General features: G+C 71.2%; 13 protein-coding genes. 8 read left to right on the top strand and 5 right to left on the bottom strand.

Annotated features, from left to right (window positions below; all coding sequences use genetic code 11):
- Positions 1-56 precede the first annotated feature (56 nt).
- Both F9C12_RS33375 and F9C12_RS33370 read right to left on the bottom strand, forming a co-directional pair.
- A complete protein-coding gene (locus F9C12_RS33375; RefSeq protein ID WP_409463022.1) occupies positions 57-1,412 on the bottom strand; it encodes a serine hydrolase domain-containing protein in 1,356 nt (451 codons plus the stop codon).
- An 85-nt stretch (positions 1,413-1,497) separates the two neighbouring features.
- The gene (locus tag F9C12_RS33370) at positions 1,498-2,685 is read right to left on the bottom strand and encodes an amidohydrolase (protein ID WP_409463021.1); all 1,188 of its coding nucleotides are present in this window, start codon (positions 2,683-2,685) and stop codon (positions 1,498-1,500) included.
- 146 nt (positions 2,686-2,831) lie between these two features.
- Between F9C12_RS33370 and F9C12_RS33365 the strand changes: the two genes are divergently transcribed.
- Entirely contained in the window at positions 2,832-3,701 is an 870-nt protein-coding gene (locus F9C12_RS33365; protein ID WP_409463020.1) for an oxidoreductase, read from the top strand.
- A 191-nt stretch (positions 3,702-3,892) separates the two neighbouring features.
- Positions 3,893-4,444 carry an HAD family acid phosphatase gene (locus tag F9C12_RS33360; RefSeq protein ID WP_409463019.1) on the top strand — a complete coding sequence of 184 codons (552 nt, stop codon included), beginning with the start codon at positions 3,893-3,895 and terminating at the stop codon, positions 4,442-4,444.
- 39 nt (positions 4,445-4,483) lie between these two features.
- Here the strand turns inward: F9C12_RS33360 and F9C12_RS33355 are convergent, their stop codons facing one another.
- The gene (locus tag F9C12_RS33355; protein WP_409463018.1) at positions 4,484-5,218 is read right to left on the bottom strand and encodes an SDR family oxidoreductase; all 735 of its coding nucleotides are present in this window, start codon (positions 5,216-5,218) and stop codon (positions 4,484-4,486) included.
- A gap of 133 nt (positions 5,219-5,351) precedes the next feature.
- Between F9C12_RS33355 and F9C12_RS33350 the strand changes: the two genes are divergently transcribed.
- The 5 genes from F9C12_RS33350 (at position 5,352) to F9C12_RS33330 (ending at position 8,510) form a co-directional block, all read left to right on the top strand.
- Positions 5,352-6,218 (top strand): RNA polymerase sigma-70 factor, encoded by an 867-nt coding sequence (locus F9C12_RS33350; RefSeq protein WP_409463017.1) that lies wholly within the window; start codon positions 5,352-5,354, stop codon positions 6,216-6,218.
- Between the two features lie 20 nt (positions 6,219-6,238).
- Complete coding sequence (locus F9C12_RS33345) at positions 6,239-6,601, top strand: DUF5313 family protein (protein ID WP_409185717.1); 363 nt, start codon at positions 6,239-6,241, stop codon at positions 6,599-6,601.
- A gap of 42 nt (positions 6,602-6,643) precedes the next feature.
- Entirely contained in the window at positions 6,644-7,000 is a 357-nt protein-coding gene (locus tag F9C12_RS33340; protein ID WP_409463016.1) for a metalloregulator ArsR/SmtB family transcription factor, read from the top strand.
- Positions 6,997-7,500, top strand: coding sequence for an SRPBCC family protein (locus F9C12_RS33335; protein WP_409185715.1), 504 nt, complete (start codon positions 6,997-6,999; stop codon positions 7,498-7,500). The genes F9C12_RS33340 and F9C12_RS33335 overlap by 4 nt, the downstream gene beginning before the upstream one ends.
- 212 nt (positions 7,501-7,712) lie before the next feature.
- Complete coding sequence (locus F9C12_RS33330; RefSeq protein ID WP_409185714.1) at positions 7,713-8,510, top strand: sigma-70 family RNA polymerase sigma factor; 798 nt, start codon at positions 7,713-7,715, stop codon at positions 8,508-8,510.
- Positions 8,511-8,866: 356 nt separating this feature from the next.
- Here the strand turns inward: F9C12_RS33330 and F9C12_RS33325 are convergent, their stop codons facing one another.
- Both F9C12_RS33325 and F9C12_RS33320 read right to left on the bottom strand, forming a co-directional pair.
- Positions 8,867-10,159, bottom strand: a complete 1,293-nt coding sequence (locus tag F9C12_RS33325; protein ID WP_409185713.1) for an IniB N-terminal domain-containing protein — start codon at positions 10,157-10,159, stop codon at positions 8,867-8,869.
- Positions 10,160-10,661: 502 nt separating this feature from the next.
- A complete protein-coding gene (locus F9C12_RS33320) occupies positions 10,662-14,105 on the bottom strand; it encodes an indolepyruvate ferredoxin oxidoreductase family protein (protein WP_409463015.1) in 3,444 nt (1,147 codons plus the stop codon).
- Positions 14,106-14,279: 174 nt separating this feature from the next.
- On the opposite strand from F9C12_RS33320, the gene F9C12_RS33315 reads away from it, so the two are divergent.
- Positions 14,280-14,738: an Lrp/AsnC family transcriptional regulator gene (locus F9C12_RS33315; protein WP_009082060.1), complete on the top strand. Its 459-nt coding sequence runs from the start codon at positions 14,280-14,282 to the stop codon at positions 14,736-14,738.
- Positions 14,739-14,784: the final 46 nt, after the last annotated feature.

Genomic DNA, 14,784 nt, shown 5'->3' with positions numbered 1-14,784 from the left:
TAAAACCTTACCCGGGAAAGGCCGCCGGATCGTTCGGTTGCGGCAAAGCCGTCCGGTCACTCGGCGCGACGGGTCGCCCTCCCCGAATGGACGTACCGCGCGCGGCCGGTGCCGTCGTCGCCGAGGAAGACCAGCGGCAGGTGGATCCCGGCCTGCGCTTCGCGAAGGATCAAGGTGTCGCCTTCGAGGTGAACCAGTTCGGATTTGCTGGCGGCGCTCAGTTCCGCGGCTGTCCCTTTAGGACGTTGCTCCAGCCAGACCCGGCCGTCGTCGTCCTGGGAGACCACGAGATCGGCGACCGTGCTGGCGTAAGTGCCGAGATACCGGTCCGCGGCGAACGGCTCCGGCTCGGCGGGCGGACGCGGCGGCAGCGGCACCTCGACGCCGCCGAATTCCTTGAGCAGCGCGGGCACGAGATCGGCGTACAGGCTCATCGCGTCGCCGCCGTTGGTCAGCAACGCCACCACGAGATCGCGTTCGGGCACCAGCCGCAGGAACGCCGCCTGGCCGACGGTGTTGCCGTCGTGGCCGTAGACCTGGCCGGCCGGGGTGTCGAACAGCTCCCAGCCGAGCCCCCACGCGTCGCCCATGATGCCGAGCGGCGGGAGGCTGACCTGCCGTTCCACCATGGCCGCGGCGCTCTCCGCGCTGACCACTCCGGCGCCGCCCGCGAGGTGCATCCGGGCGAAGGCGAGCAAATCCGCCGCGGACATCGCGAGCGACGACCCGGCCGGCCCGTTGGACCGCAGCATCGACCAGAACGGCGCGGGCACGAGATCGGCGCCCGGCTCGGGTTCGAGATGCCCGATCGCGGCGCGGAAGCGGATCGCGTCGAGGGCGTTCGGGCAGAACCGGGCGAGTCCGAGCGGTTCGGCGAGGTGCTCGCGCAGGCAGTCCTCGTAATGCTTGCCGCGCAACAGTTCCACCAGCCGCCCGAGCACGACGTACCCGGCGTTGTTGTAGGAGAACAGCTCCCCGGGCGGGAACAGCTGGGCGACGCCGTCGAGGGTCGCGACGAACTTCTCCACCGCGTCGTCGCCGGGTCCGGTGTCGGTGAAAAGGTCGCCCTCGAACCCGGCGGTGTGGCTGAGCAGCTGGCGCACCGTGATGGCCGCGTCGCCAAGTTTGAGATCGGGGAGGTACTGCCGGATCGGGGCGTCGAGGTCGACCCGGCCCTCGTCCACGAGCTGCAGGACGAGGGTGGCCGTCCACACCTTGGTGATCGAGCCGATTTGGAATACCGAATCGGCGGTGGCGGTGACGCCGGTGCCGAGATTCAGTACCCCGGCGGCCGCGGTGGCGGTCTCCTCGCCGAGCCCCACCGCCAGCACGGCAGCGGGGACCCGGTGGTGTTCCAGCAGTGCGGGAAGGTCTTGCTCCAGCCGCCTGCGGAGAGCGTCGAGCTTGTCCATCCCGGGACGGTATCGCCGCCGCGGGACCGGAAGTTCGTCGCCGCGGACGGAAAAATCCGCGCGCGACTGGAGCCCCGGACGAACCTCAGACGAGCACCTCGCCGTCCCGCGCCACGACCCGGCCGCCCGCGATCACCAGGGCGCGCACCGGCACCCGCGTCAACGCGTCCGGCACGTTCTCCGCCGCCACCAGCACCACGTCCGCCCGGCAACCCGGCGCCAGATCGTGCCGCTCGCGGTCCACGAACGACGCCGCCCGCCGCGTCGCCAGCTCCACCGCCGCCGTCAGGTCTTCGTCCGTCCGCAGCCCGTGCAGCCGGGCGAAACCGAGCGCGATCTGCAGGAGGTCCCCGTCGCCGTACGGGGACCACAGGTCGCGGATCCCGTCCGTGCCAAGGCCGACCGGGACCTCGCGGGCGGACAATTCCGGCCACGGCAGCGGGGCCACCCGCACCGGCGCGACAGTCGCCAGCGAGATGCCCGCCTCGGCGATCCGGTCGAGCAGCGCCGCCTGCCGCGCCGGGGGAACCTCGCCGAGCGCGAAGCCGTGCGACACGGTGACCTTGCCCTGCAAGCCGGCCCGCACGGTCCGGTCGGCGATCAACTCGTACTGGAACGCGCCGAGTTCGCCGCCGTCGTGCAGGTGGATGTCGAGGCCGACGCCGCGTCGCTCGGCGATCTCGAACAGCCCGTCGAGCTGGCCGACCGGGTCCCGGTCGATGCCCGCCGGGTCGAGCCCGCCGATCCGGCCCGCGCCCGCCGCCGCGGCCTCGTCGAGCAGCTTGAGCACGCCCGGCCGCCGCAGCACGCCGTCCTGCGGGAAGGCCACGATCTCGACCTCCACCGCGCCGCCCAGCCGTTGCGCGGCTTCGCGCACGATTTCGATGCCGCGCAGGCCGAGCCCCAGGTCGACGTCCACGTGGCTGCGCGCCGCGGTGGTGCCGTGCCGCAGGAACTCGCGCAGCACCGTCTCGGCGGTCTCGACGCTCGGGATCCCCAGCGCGTCCCGCTCGGCCCGCTCGTGCGCGATCCGGCCTTCGGTGGTCGCGACGCCGCCGTAAGACACCCACGGCTTGCCCCACCAGCTCTTGTCGACGTGGGCGTGCGAGTTGACGAACCCGGGCAGCGCGAGCAGCCCGGCGCCGTCGATCCGGTCGCCCTCGACCGGGGCCGAACCGGCGGGCCGGACGTCGGAAATGCGGTCGCCGTCGAGGACGAGGTCGGCCGGGTCCCCGCCCCACGGGCGCACGCCGGTCACGGTGAGAGAAGCCATACTAATGGTATACCAAATTATCCGACGGCTGTCCCGCGAGCCTGGCCCTGACACTCCCAGGACCGACGGGTACTGGCCGCGCCGCGCGGCGGCCAGCACCATGGACGGCAGCCGCGGCGGCGCGGCGAGGAAAGAAGGGCGGAACATTGACCGACAACTTCCCCGGCGGGACGTTCACGTTGGCCGGGCGCACCGTCGCCCGCCTGGGATACGGCGCGATGCAGCTGGCCGGACCCGGCGTCTTCGGGCCGCCGAACGACCGCGACGAGGCGCTCGCGGTCCTGCGCACGGCCGTCGAACTGGGCGTGAACCACATCGACACCGCCGATTTCTACGGGCCGTACGTGACGAACGAACTGCTCCGCGAAGCGCTCGCGCCCTACGACGGGCTGCAGATCGTCACCAAGGTCGGCGCCGTCCGCGACGACCAGGGCGGCTGGATCCACGAGCGCTCGCCCGAGCAGCTGCGCGCCCAGGTGGAATCGAACCTGCGCAACCTCGGCGTCGAGGCGCTCGACGTGGTGAACCTGCGCGTCGGCGGCGGACCGGACGGGCACTCGCCGGTGCCGGGTTCGCTGGCCGAACCGTTCGGCGCGCTCGCCGAACTGCGTCAGGAAGGCAAGATCAAGGAGCTCGGCGTGAGCGTGGTCGACGCCGAGCAGGTGGCCGAGGCGCAGTCGATCGCGCCCGTGGTCACCGTGCAGAACTGGTACAACGTCGCGCACCGCGGGGACGAGAAGCTGATCGAATCCCTTGCCGCGCAAGGAATTTCCTATGTCCCGTTCTGGCCGCTCGGCGGGTTCAGCCCGCTGCAGTCCTCGACGCTGGACGACGTCGCCGCCCGGCTCGGCGCCAGCCCGAAGGCGGTCGCGCTGGCCTGGCTGCTGCACCAGTCGCCGAACATCCTGCTGATCCCCGGCACGTCGTCGGTCGCGCATCTGCGGGAAAACGTGGCGGCGGCCGACCTGGAACTGCCCGAGGACGCTCTGGCCGAATTGGACACTATCGCCGGATAACACCCAGACCGGGATGCCGGCTGTCCGGTGCGCGGACGGCCGGCATCCCGCTGAACCCGGCGGCAGTTTCCGGTGAACAACCCGCGAATTCCCTTCGCTCGGTTACCCGACTAACGACGGTGCACCAGAAGTCCCGGCGCGATTAGCGTGGCCGACGGCAGTTTCCGCCACGCTAAGGAGAAACCGCGCCGATGAATGTCAAAAACGCCTGCGCCGCGATTCTCGCCGGCGCCGGGCTGATCGCCGCCCCTGGCGCCGCCTCGGCCTCGGTGTCCGCATTGCCCAGTTACGAACAATGGCAGGCCGACGTGCGCGAAGCCGTCGCCCCGGCCATTCCGTGGCTGACCGACCGGGTCGCGCGGGGCGGGTCCGGACTGGCGATCGTGCTGGACATCGACAACACCTCGCTCGAAACGGAATACCACCCCGGCGAACCGAACCGGCCGGTGCTCGCGGTCGCCCAGTGGGCGGGCCAGCACCACGTGTCCGTGCTGTTCGTGACGGCGCGGACCAGTTCCTCCTCGGCGCGCACGCAACTGCGCGACGCCGGCTACCCGATCGACGCGATCTGCACCCGCAAATCCGGCGAGGGCACCGCGGAGGGCAAGCAACGCTGCCGAGCGGACCTGACCGAACAGGGCTACACGATCACGGCGAACATCGGCAACCGGCCCACCGACTTCGCGGGCGGGGACTACGAAAAGGGCTTCAAACTGCCGGACTACGACGGCGAGCTTTCGTAACTCCTGAATGGCGTTGCCGGTTCTGTCCGGCAACGCCATTCACGAGTTCAGCCACTCCGCCAGCCCGACCTTCCCGCGCCACGAACCTTCCGCGGGCACCAGGCTGTCCTTGCCCAGCACCGTCCCGAAGTACTTCGCATTCGGATCGGTCACCACCTCGCGCGGGTCCTTCCGCGCGGTCAGCACCCGCCGGATCCACTCGTCCATCGGCAGCACGTCCGGCCCGCCGATCTCGACGATCCCGCCGGCCGGCGGCTCGCCCGCGGCCCGCGCGACCGCCACCGCGACGTCCTCCGCCGCGATCGGCTGCGTGCCGCCGTCGGAAAGCCGCACCACGCCGTCGACCGTCGAGGCGTCCGCGATCGCGACCGCGAACTCCAGGAACTGCGTCGCGCGCACGATCGTGTAGCCCACCCCGCTTTCCTGGATCAGCTTCTCCTGCGCGGCCTTCGCCCGCAGATACCCGGAATCCGGCAGCTCGTCGGCGCCCACGACGGACAGCGCGACGAAATGCCCCACCCCGGCTTCCCGCGCGGCCCGCACCAGATTCCCGGTCGAGCGCTGGAAGAACTCCATGACGTCGTCGTCCGCGAACGACGGCGAGTTCGACACGTCCACCAGCACGTCGGCGCCCCGCAGCACGTCGGACAGCCCTTCGCCGGTCAGGGTGTTCACGCCGGTGCTCGGCGCGGCCGCCACCACCTCGTGCTCCTTGAGCAGCCGCACGACCTGCGAACCGATCCGCCCGGTCCCGCCGATGACGACGATCTTCATGCTCGTTCCCTCCTGTTCCGCCGCGACGGTCGCCGCGGTGTCGCCAGTCAGGACCGGACAGCGCGCCGATTTGTGACACCCCTGCCCGCTAAGCTCGCGAACGCCCGCCGGACCAGGAAGGAACGCGCCGCTGATGGAGGAAATCGCCGAGGCCGCCTCGGTGTTCGCACAGGTCCGGCCGCGGCTGTTCGGAATCGCCTACCGGATGCTGGGCAGCGTCGCCGACGCCGAGGACCTCCTGCAGGACGTCTGGCTGCGCTGGCAGACCTGCGACCGTTCGGCCGTCCGCAATCCGGGCGCGTTCCTCGCCACCACCACGACCCGGCTGGCCATCACCGCGAGCCAGACCGCGCGCGCCCGGCACGAAACCTACGTCGGCCCCTGGCTGCCCGAACCGATCGACACCTCCGCCGACCCGCAGCTCGGCGCCGAGCGAGCCGCCGCGCTCGAGGTGGCCGTGCTGTTCCTGCTGGAGAAGCTGCCGCCGACGGAACGGGCCGCGTACGTGCTGCGCGAAGCGTTCGACTATCCGTATCAGCAGATCGCCGACATCGTGCAGACCACCGAGGTGAGCGCGCGTCAGCTGGTCAGCCGCGCACGCAAGCACCTCGCCGCGGAACGCCGGACGCCGGTCCAACCGGCGGAACAGCGGCGGCTGCTCGAAGCGTTCGTGGACGCCGCGCGCTCCGGAGATCTGGCGACGTTGGAGAAACTGCTCGCCGAGGACGTCGTCAGCTACTCCGACGGCGGCGGCGCGGTCCGCGCGACGCGGATTCCGGTGGTCGGCGCGCTCACGGTGGCGAAGTACGTCCGCGCGTTCGCCGACCGGTTCTGGTCCGGCACGAAGGTGCGCTGGAGCGAGGTCAACGGCCAGCCCGCGGCGGTGGTGAGCCACGACGGAACGGTGACCGCGGTGCTGACCGTGTCGGCCTCGGCCGAGGGCATCCACCGCGTGTTCTGGCTGATGAACCCGGCCAAGCTCGGCGCGTACTCCGCCTGAGCCCGGGGTACCCGGCGGGGATGAAGCGACCCGGCCCGGTGCGCTGGCTGCACTACGTCTACGGCGGGGTGCTCCCCGAGGAGTACCGCGAGTGGGTGCTGCTCGACGCGACCGCGAAAACCTGGGTGCTGCGCTTCGCGTTCCGGATCTTCGTCGAGGCGCTGCCCTGGCTGATCGCGGGGTACGTCGTCCTCACGCTGGTCACGCCGATGCCCGCCGGGATGATCGTCGCCGCGTTGCTGATCAGCCTGCTGCTGAGCCTGTTCCTCACCGTCACCAGCGCCGACGAGCTCGCCGAGGTCCGGCTCACCAAGCACGGTTTCCCGCCCGGCACCGGAAAAGAGGTCCGCAAACGCCGCGGCGGCGCGTCGACCTGGCCGTGACGAGCTTGCCAGACGCGTAACCGCTGGGTTACGCTTTCCGCCGTGGACCTGGCCGCCAGCGCGATCGCCGACCCGGTGCGGCGGGACATCCTGGCGCTCCTGCGGCACCAGCGGCTGCCCGCCGGGGAGATCGCCGCGCGCTTCGCGATCAGCAGGCCCGCGGTGTCGCGGCACCTGCGCGTGCTGCGGGAAAGCGGGCTGGTCCGCGACGAACTCGCAGGCAGGCAACGGTTTTACTCGCTCGACCCGGAAGGCTTCGCCGAACTCGCCGCCTGGCTCACCCAGCTCCTCGCCCCGCCGGCCTGGCAGCAGCGGCTCGACGCGCTGGAGACCGAGGTCCACCGCACCCGCCGCGAACGCCGCCGGGACACCTCCTCCGGAGAGGAACACACCGCATGAAACCCGTGCCCACCGCGAGCGCGCACCGGCTCGCCGACAGCATCGACCTCGTTCTGCCGCGCACGTTCCGCGCGCCGATCGACGACGTGTGGGCGGCGATCACCGAACCCGAACGCACCGCGCGCTGGTTCGGCCCGTGGGAGGGCGACGGGACACCCGGTCGGATGATCCGCGTCCAGATGGCGTTCGAGGAAGACGAGCCCTGGATCGACCTCCGCGTCGACGCCTGCGAACCGCCGCGGCGGCTGGCTGTTTCGTCCGCCGACGAATCCGGAGGCTGGCGGATGGAGCTGCGGCTCGAGTCCCGGGGCGCGGCAACGGAACTCCGGCTGGTGCACCACCTGGACTCCGCGGACAAGATCCCGGACGCCGGCCCCGGCTGGGAGTACTACCTCGACCTGCTCACCGCCGCTTTCGAAGGCACCCCGAAGCCGGACTTCGCCGACTACCACCCGGCGATGACGCCCTATTTCACCGAATTGGCCGGAAAGTTTTCCTGACCGCCCGTCAATAGTCCACTTCGGACAGTCGGCGGCCGAACGAAATGTCGTTGAGCGGCCACGGCTTCCCCGTTCGGCTGACAGCGGAATCCGTCGCGGAATCGCGCGGCCGAGTGGCCGATCCCCGGCGGCGTATGGAGTACACTGCTGTACCAGTTACTTTCAGTAGTCCCGCGTGACGAGGTGTGGGCCGGTCCGGTGGGAGGTGCACGGTGGACACGACACTGGGCAGCACGCTGGTCGCCGATGCGGACGAGGACGAGCGCACCGACGCCGAACTCCTCGCCGCCGTACGCGCCGGAGATTGCCAGGCGGGCGGCGAATTGTTCCGGCGGCACGTCACGCTGATGCGCCGCGTCGCCGCCGGTTTGGTGCGCCAGCAGGCCGAACGCGACGACCTGGTCGCCGAAGCGTTCGCCCGGGTGCTCAGCACGGTCGCGGCAGGCGGCGGCCCGGAGTCGAACGCGCCGGCGTATCTCGTGGCCACCATGCGCAATCTCTTCGCCCGGTGGAGCCGCCACGAAAACCGTATCGATCTCTATGCGACGGTTCCGGAACCGGTGACGCTCGACGGCGGAGCTGACGAACTCGCCGTGATGCGCTCGGAAGACCGCCTTGTGTGGTCGGCCTACCGAACCCTGCCCGGCCGCTGGCGAACCGTGTTGTGGCGCATGTCCGCCGAAGGCAACACCCCGGCGGAACTCGCGCCGCTGCTCGGCGTCTCCCCCAACGGCGTCGCGGTGCTCGCCCGCCGCGCCCGCGAGGGATTGCGCCAGGCGTACCTGCAAGTCCAGGTGCCGGACGCGAAATTGCCGCAGTGCCAAGAAGTCCGCCGCCGGATGGGCGCGTGGCTGCGCGGCACCCTGCCCGCCCGCCGGGCCGGAATCCTCGCCGAACACCTCGCGGTGTGCGAACCGTGCCACGCGGTCGCCGCCGAACTGGCCGAGGTCAACCGCGAACTGCCCCGGATGACGGGTTGCTGCGATCCGGCGATCCCGGAGCCCCGCTAGCCGGATCCCGGTGCGCTCAGGCAGCGGAGGCGAACAGCGCTGGTCCGTCGCCATCGACAGGCAGCGGAGGCGAGCAGCGCTTTGTCCGCCGCCATCGACAGGCAGCGGAGGCGAACAGCGCTTTGTCCGCCGCCATCGACCGGATGACCCGGGGCCGCGGGTCAGGCGCCCCGCGGATGCTCAACGCCGTCCAGCACTTCGCCGGAGCCAGCGGTGCCGCCGCGCTCGGCACGGTGCTTGTCGCTCGCGCCGGACCGGCCGCTGAACTGGTTTCGGCCTCTGCGGGCACGAAAAACCGCGGGCCCGGACCGTGACCGGTCCGAGCCCGCGGCGGGAAAACCCTTGGTGCGCCAGGATCAGTGACCCAGGTGCAGGTTGTCCAGGTGCACGTTGCTCGCGTGCGACTCGAGGCCGCCCGCCACGTCGTGCAGGTGGTTCTGGACCTCGTTGAGCGGCGCGGTGTGCGCGGCTTCCGGCAGGTCGCCGGTCGGCGCGTGCTGAGCGCCGGTCTCGACCGCGTCCTGAACGGTGTTCGCGACGTGCTGGACCGCGGTGTTGACGGCCGGAGCGTGCGCGGTCGCACCCTCGATGGCGTGGGTCAGCGAACCCGCGTTCGGGGCGGCCGGCAGCGCCGGAGCGTGCGGCAGCTCGCCGACGCCCGGGACCGACGGGGCCTGCGGCAGCGCGCCGACACCCGGCACGGCCGGAAGCGAACCGGCGCCCGGCACCTGCGGGAGCGAACCCACGCCCGGGACCTGCGGCAGCTCGCCCGCGCCCGGAACGGCCGGGAGCGCGCCGGTGACGTGGTCCAGCGTGCCGGACAGGTCGCCGGCCGAGGTCAGGTCGCCGGTGGCCTGGGTCAGGTCGGCGCGGACGTCGTCGCCGTGGACGCCGACCGGGGTCGAGCCGATCGCCTCGTTGACGGTGCCCAGCAGGTGCGAGCCGCCCTGGCGGACGTCCTCGACGACACCGCTGACCGGGCCGCCGACGAGCGGGAGCTTGCCGGTCTCGGACACGACGGCCTTCCAGGTCAGCGCGTCGCCGAGGTGGTTGGTGGTGGCGTCCACCGCGGAGCCGACGAGCTTGCCGTCGAAGACGTGCTCGCCCACCGCGTTGACGGTGTTCTGCGTGTCGATCGCGGCGGCGTCGACGATCGGGCCGACGACCGGGACCGAGTGGGTCGCGGCGGCGACGTGGTCCAGCACGCCGGAGACCGCGCCCAGCGCGCCGTGGGTGACGGTGTTCAGGCCGGTCGCCTCCGCGACGTGGCTGACGCCCTCGAAGACCGGGCTCAGGTTCGGCAGGCCGCCGGCGAGACCGCCGAGGGCGTCGCCCGCCTGGTGCGCCACCGGCTCGGCGGCGGCGTTGGCCTGGTCGAAGGCCCGGCCCAGGTCAGCGGACGGAACGCTCGGCGCGGCGGGCACGCCCGGCACGGCCGGGATGCTCGGAGCGGCCGGGACGGCGGGGGCGGCCGGCAGCGGGGCGCTGTCCATGACCAGCGGCATGATGTCCTGCACGTCCGACGGGTTCAGCTCGCCCAGGCCGGCGCCGTTCAGCACCCCCTGCGGGTCGGCCTTGTACTCCGCCAGGGACTGCGGGTCGTTCAGCAGGTTCAGCGCGAATTCGTGCAGGGTCTGCACCGGGCCCATAGTTCGTATTCTCCTGTGGTCACAACGGATCGGGGTGGGGTGTCCGAGAAGCGGACGAGCCGGCCCCAGAGCCGGCTCCTTTTCCGAACATAGGACTCCGCCGAATGCCCGCCATCGGGGGGTCACCCGGGTTAGCCGGGGCACCCACTAGGGACTTCGCCCCTCCCCCGATTAGGGGCATTAGGGGATTCGGCGCGTCCTCGCTGGTCACGGGGTCGGCGGCGCGCCACCCCGCCGGGCGCCGCCCACCCCACTGATCGGGGGACGGACGCGGGTCGCCCGAAGAGGTTCGCCAGGACCACCCAATGGTGTGACACCTGCCGGGCTTTCCGGGCCGGCCGGAAAGCCGGAACGGCGAGAAGACCGGGGTTTGCCCGGCTTCTCGCCGTTTCGGAGACTTCGCGGGAGTTCGGCGCGGAATCCGCGTTGAATACCGTTCGAAGCGGTTGAGCACCCTTCGATTAAGGCGATTCTTCGCGGAATCCGCCGCCGGACGCGGGGCTCAGGCGGTAGCGACCCGCACCGAGTCCGGCATCTCCAGTTCCCGCAGCAACTCCTCCTGCCGCCGCCGGTAGGCCGCCACGTTCGCCAGCTTGATCTCCTCGTACCCGCGCACCGAGTCCGGCAGCGCGGCCAGTTCGACCAGCCGGGCGTCGCCCCGGTCGGCCACCTCGAGCGCGCGCGTGAGCGCCTGCCGGTACTCCCCGATCAGCGCCCGCTCGACGCGCCGGACCTCCGCGCGGCCGAACGGGTCCAGCTTCGTCCCGCGAAGCTTGCGCATGGCCCGCAGCGCCGCGAACGCGGGCCGGAAGCTGCGGCCGCCGAGGCTGATCTTGCGGTTCATGCCCAGCGCGCGCAGCACCGGCGGGTGCAGCCGGTGCGCGAATCGCGTGCCGACGCCGAACTGGGCTTCGATTTCCGCGGTCAGCTGCGGGTCCAGCGACAGGCGGGCCACCTCGTACTCGTCCTTGTAGGCCATCAGCTTGTACAGGTTCCGCGCGACCGCTTCGGTCACCGAAGCGCTGGCGCGGGTGCGGACCCGCTCGACGAACTCCGCGTACTCCCGCGCGTATCGCTCGTCCTGGTACGCGATGAGGTCCGGGATCCGCAGGTCGAGCACCCGGGCGAGTTCGCCGTCCGCCTGCACCAGCGCGCGCACGCGACGGACCGCTTCCGCGTCGGCCGCGGCCGGAGCCGCGTCGTCCGAGGACGGGGAGAGTTCCGCGTTGAGCGCGTCCGGGTCGGCGACCAGCTGCCGGCCGCGCCGGAACGCCTGCAGGTTCGTCTCCACCGCGGTGCCGTTGATCTTGATGGCCTGTTCCAGGCTTTCCGCGGTGACGGCCAGCGAGCCGGTCTGGTAGGCCGCGCCGAGCTGGAGGATGTTGGCGAACTGGTCGTCGCCGAAGATCTGCTCGGCGAGGCCGCGCGCGTCGAGGTAGTGCCCGGCGGCGGTCGCGTCGCCGAGCGCGCCGCGGATGCTCGACTGGTCCGGATAGGAAACTTCCTTGTCCACCACCATTCGCCCGGTCGGAACCTCCGAAGTGGACACAACGGCGACCGTGCGCTCCGGGTCGGCCACGCCGAGGTACGCGGGATCGGCGGCGACCAGCGCGTCGCAGGCGAGGTAGAGGTCGCACTCGCCGTTCGCGAGTTTCGGGGCCTGCTCGACCGCACCGGTGGAGATCTTCACGTCCGAGACGACCGCGCCGCCCTTCTGCGCGAGGCCGGTCTGGTCGAGCGTGCGCACCTGCTTGCCGTCGAGAACCCCGGCGACGCCCAGGATCTGCGCCACGGTGACCACGCCGGTGCCGCCGATGCCGGTGATCCGCACGGCGACGTCGGACAAGGTTTTCGCCGGTTCCGGCAGCGCCTCCGCGCTGATCGGGGCGAGATGCCGCCGCTTGACCTCGCCGGTCGGGACGACGGTCAGGAACGACGGGCAGTCGCCGTCGAGGCACGAGTAGTCGACGTTGCACGACGCCTGGTGGATCTGGGTTTTGCGGCCGAACTCCGTCTCGACCGGTTGCACCGAAAGACAATTCGACTTCACGCCGCAGTCGCCGCAGCCTTCGCAGACGCGTTCGTTGATGAACACCTTGCGCGCAGGCGTTTCCTGCTTCCCCCGACGACGCTTGCGGCGCTTCTCCGCCGCGCACTCCTGCTCGTGGATCAACACCGTGACCCCGCGGTGCGCGGCCAGTTCTTCTTGCGTGCGAAGGAGTTCCGAGCGGTCCCGCACCTCGACCCCGCGCGGGAGCTTGCGCTTGCGCAGCCGACGCGGAGCGTCCGAAGTGATCACGACCTTGGCCGCGCCCTCGGTCAGCAGCAGCGCGGCGACCTTCTCCACGGACAGCCCGCCGACGGCGTCCTGACCGCCGGTCATCGCGACCGCGGAGTTGTAAAGCAGCTTGTAGGTGATGTCGACGCCCGCCGCCACCGCCGCGCGCACGGCGAGGCTGCCGGAGTGCATGAAGGTGCCGTCGCCGATGTTCTGCATCAGGTGCGGCGTCTCGACGAACGGGGCCATGCCGATCCACTGCGCGCCCTCGCCGCCCATCTGGGTCAGCCCGACGACCTCGCCGACCTGCTCCGGTTCCATGAACAAAGCCATGGTGTGGCAGCCGATTCCGGCGCCGACGAGCGTGCCGTCCGGGACCTTGGTGGACGAGTTGTGCGGGCAGCCGGAGCAGAAGTACGGCGTACGGGCCAGCAGCGGCACGGAAATCCGCTCGCGGCGGCGCCGCGCCTTCCACGCCGCGACGGGTTCCGCGTCGGGAAGGCGCTTGGCCAGTCCGCTGGCGATGCGGTCCGGATCCAGTTCGCCGAGTTCGGTGAACAGCACCTGGCCGTGCGGATCGGACTTGCCGTACACACGCGGCGCACCGGTGCGGCCGTAGAGGATTTCCTTGATCGCCGGTTCGATCAGCGCGCGCTTCTCCTCGATCACGAGGATTTCGTCGAGGCCCTCGGCGAATTCCTTGATGATGCCGGGTTCGACCGGGTACACGACGCCGAGCTTCAGCAGCCGGATGCCGTAGCGGGACAGTTCCGCCTCGTCGAGGCCGAGCATCCGCAGCGCCTGCCGGAGGTCCAAATAGGACTTCCCGGCGGTGACGATGCCGACGCGGTCGCCGCGTCCGGACCGGACGATCCGGTTGATTCCGCTGGCGCGCACGTACTCCATCGCGAGCGGCAGCCGGACGCGGTGCAGGCTGTGCTCGAGGGTGATCAGCTCCGGCCCGAGCAGGCGGCTGTTCGGCTGGTGCTTGTACGCGCCCTCGGGCATCTCCGGCGCGGTCCATTCCGAATCGACCAGCGCGGTGCCGCCGGAGTCGGCGACGTTCGCGACGATCTTCATCGAGGACCACAGCCCGCTCGCGCGGGAAAGTTCGACCGCGTGCCTGCCGTGCTCCAGCACGTCCTGCGAATCGGCCGGGAAGAACACCGGCATCGCGAGGTCGGCGAGCGCGTGCTCGGACGCACACGGGATGGTCGAGGATTTCGCGTTGGGGTCGTCGCCGACCAGCGCGACCGCGCCGCCGCGCGGATCCGTGCCGGCGAGGTTGGCGTGCCGCAGCGCGTCGGTTGCCCGGTCCAGGCCGGGGGCCTTGCCGTACCACATGCCGACCACGCCGTCGTGCCGCATCGTGCCTGCTCGGGCGGCCAGCTGGCTGCCCATCACCGCGGTCGCGCCGAGTTCCTCGTTGACGCCCGGTTTGTGCACGATGTTGTGCTCGGCCAGCAAGGCCGCCCGCCGCGCCAGCTCCAGGTCGAACCCGCCGAGCGGCGAACCCTGGTACCCGGAGACGAAAGCGGCCGGATCGGCGCCGTTGTGCCGGTCCAGCCGGATCCGGTCGAGCAGAACGCGCACCAGCGCCTGGACCCCGGTCAAGTAGACGGTGCCCGCTTCGCGCACGTACCGGTCTTCCAACGTGAAGGCGTTCATCCGCACTTCCCTTCCGCACGCCATCGAGCCCACGGGCGCCCGCCGCCTGGACGTGAGCCACCTCACCCCACGCCTGAGCCCGGCGCAACGTGCCCGGCCACTGTAGTGGCAAGGACGCAAAGGATGACGCGCGAGAGGCCCGATTGGGCGGATCCGTTGCGTACGATGCCGCTCATGGCCGAAGAACTGCTGGACGCGACCGACCACGAGATCATCGCGTTGCTCCGCGAGGACGCCCGGCGCACGTTCTCGGACATCGCCGCGCGGGTGTCGCTCTCGACCGCGGCGGTGAAGCGGCGCGTCGACCGGCTCCGGGAGAAGGGCGTGATCACCGGCTTCACCGTGCAGGTCGACCACGCGAAACTCGGCTGGGGCATCGAGGCGTTCGCGCAGCTGAGGTTCTTCGGCAGCACGAACGTCGCGGAGATCGTGGAGACGACCACCCGGATCCCGGAGGCGCAGGCGGTGTTCACCATCGCGGGCGACCCGGACGCGGTGGTGTGGCTGCGCAGCCGCGACATGGCGCACCTGCAGAGCACGATCGACGAACTGCGGCGCAGCCACCGGATCACCAGCACGCGCACGTTGATCGTGCTGGATTCCTGGGTGCGCGGGGAGGAGCGGCCGGAGTGAGCGGATGCGGTCCGGGCGGAGGCCGGGCGGGTCGCCGGGGGTGCGT

The sequence above is a fragment of the Amycolatopsis sp. GA6-003 genome, from assembly GCF_046267895.1.
Classification (GTDB): domain Bacteria; phylum Actinomycetota; class Actinomycetes; order Mycobacteriales; family Pseudonocardiaceae; genus Amycolatopsis.
The sequence above is the reverse complement of the archived record's forward strand: the minus strand, read 5'-3'. Positions and strand labels throughout refer to the sequence as shown.

Excerpts from the sequence above, each read along its gene's own strand:
- F9C12_RS33375 (WP_409463022.1), bottom strand. The coding sequence starts at position 1,412 with ATGGACAAGCTCGACGCTCTCCGCAGGCGGCTGGAGCAAGACCTTCCC.
- F9C12_RS33370 (WP_409463021.1), bottom strand. The coding sequence starts at position 2,685 with ATGGCTTCTCTCACCGTGACCGGCGTGCGCCCGTGGGGCGGGGACCCG.
- F9C12_RS33360 (WP_409463019.1), top strand. The coding sequence starts at position 3,893 with ATGAATGTCAAAAACGCCTGCGCCGCGATTCTCGCCGGCGCCGGGCTG.
- F9C12_RS33355 (WP_409463018.1), bottom strand. The coding sequence starts at position 5,218 with ATGAAGATCGTCGTCATCGGCGGGACCGGGCGGATCGGTTCGCAGGTC.
- F9C12_RS33350 (WP_409463017.1), top strand. The coding sequence starts at position 5,352 with ATGGAGGAAATCGCCGAGGCCGCCTCGGTGTTCGCACAGGTCCGGCCG.
- F9C12_RS33345 (WP_409185717.1), top strand. The coding sequence starts at position 6,239 with ATGAAGCGACCCGGCCCGGTGCGCTGGCTGCACTACGTCTACGGCGGG.
- F9C12_RS33335 (WP_409185715.1), top strand. The coding sequence starts at position 6,997 with ATGAAACCCGTGCCCACCGCGAGCGCGCACCGGCTCGCCGACAGCATC.
- F9C12_RS33325 (WP_409185713.1), bottom strand. The coding sequence starts at position 10,159 with ATGGGCCCGGTGCAGACCCTGCACGAATTCGCGCTGAACCTGCTGAAC.
- F9C12_RS33320 (WP_409463015.1), bottom strand. The coding sequence starts at position 14,105 with ATGAACGCCTTCACGTTGGAAGACCGGTACGTGCGCGAAGCGGGCACC.
- F9C12_RS33315 (WP_009082060.1), top strand. The coding sequence starts at position 14,280 with ATGGCCGAAGAACTGCTGGACGCGACCGACCACGAGATCATCGCGTTG.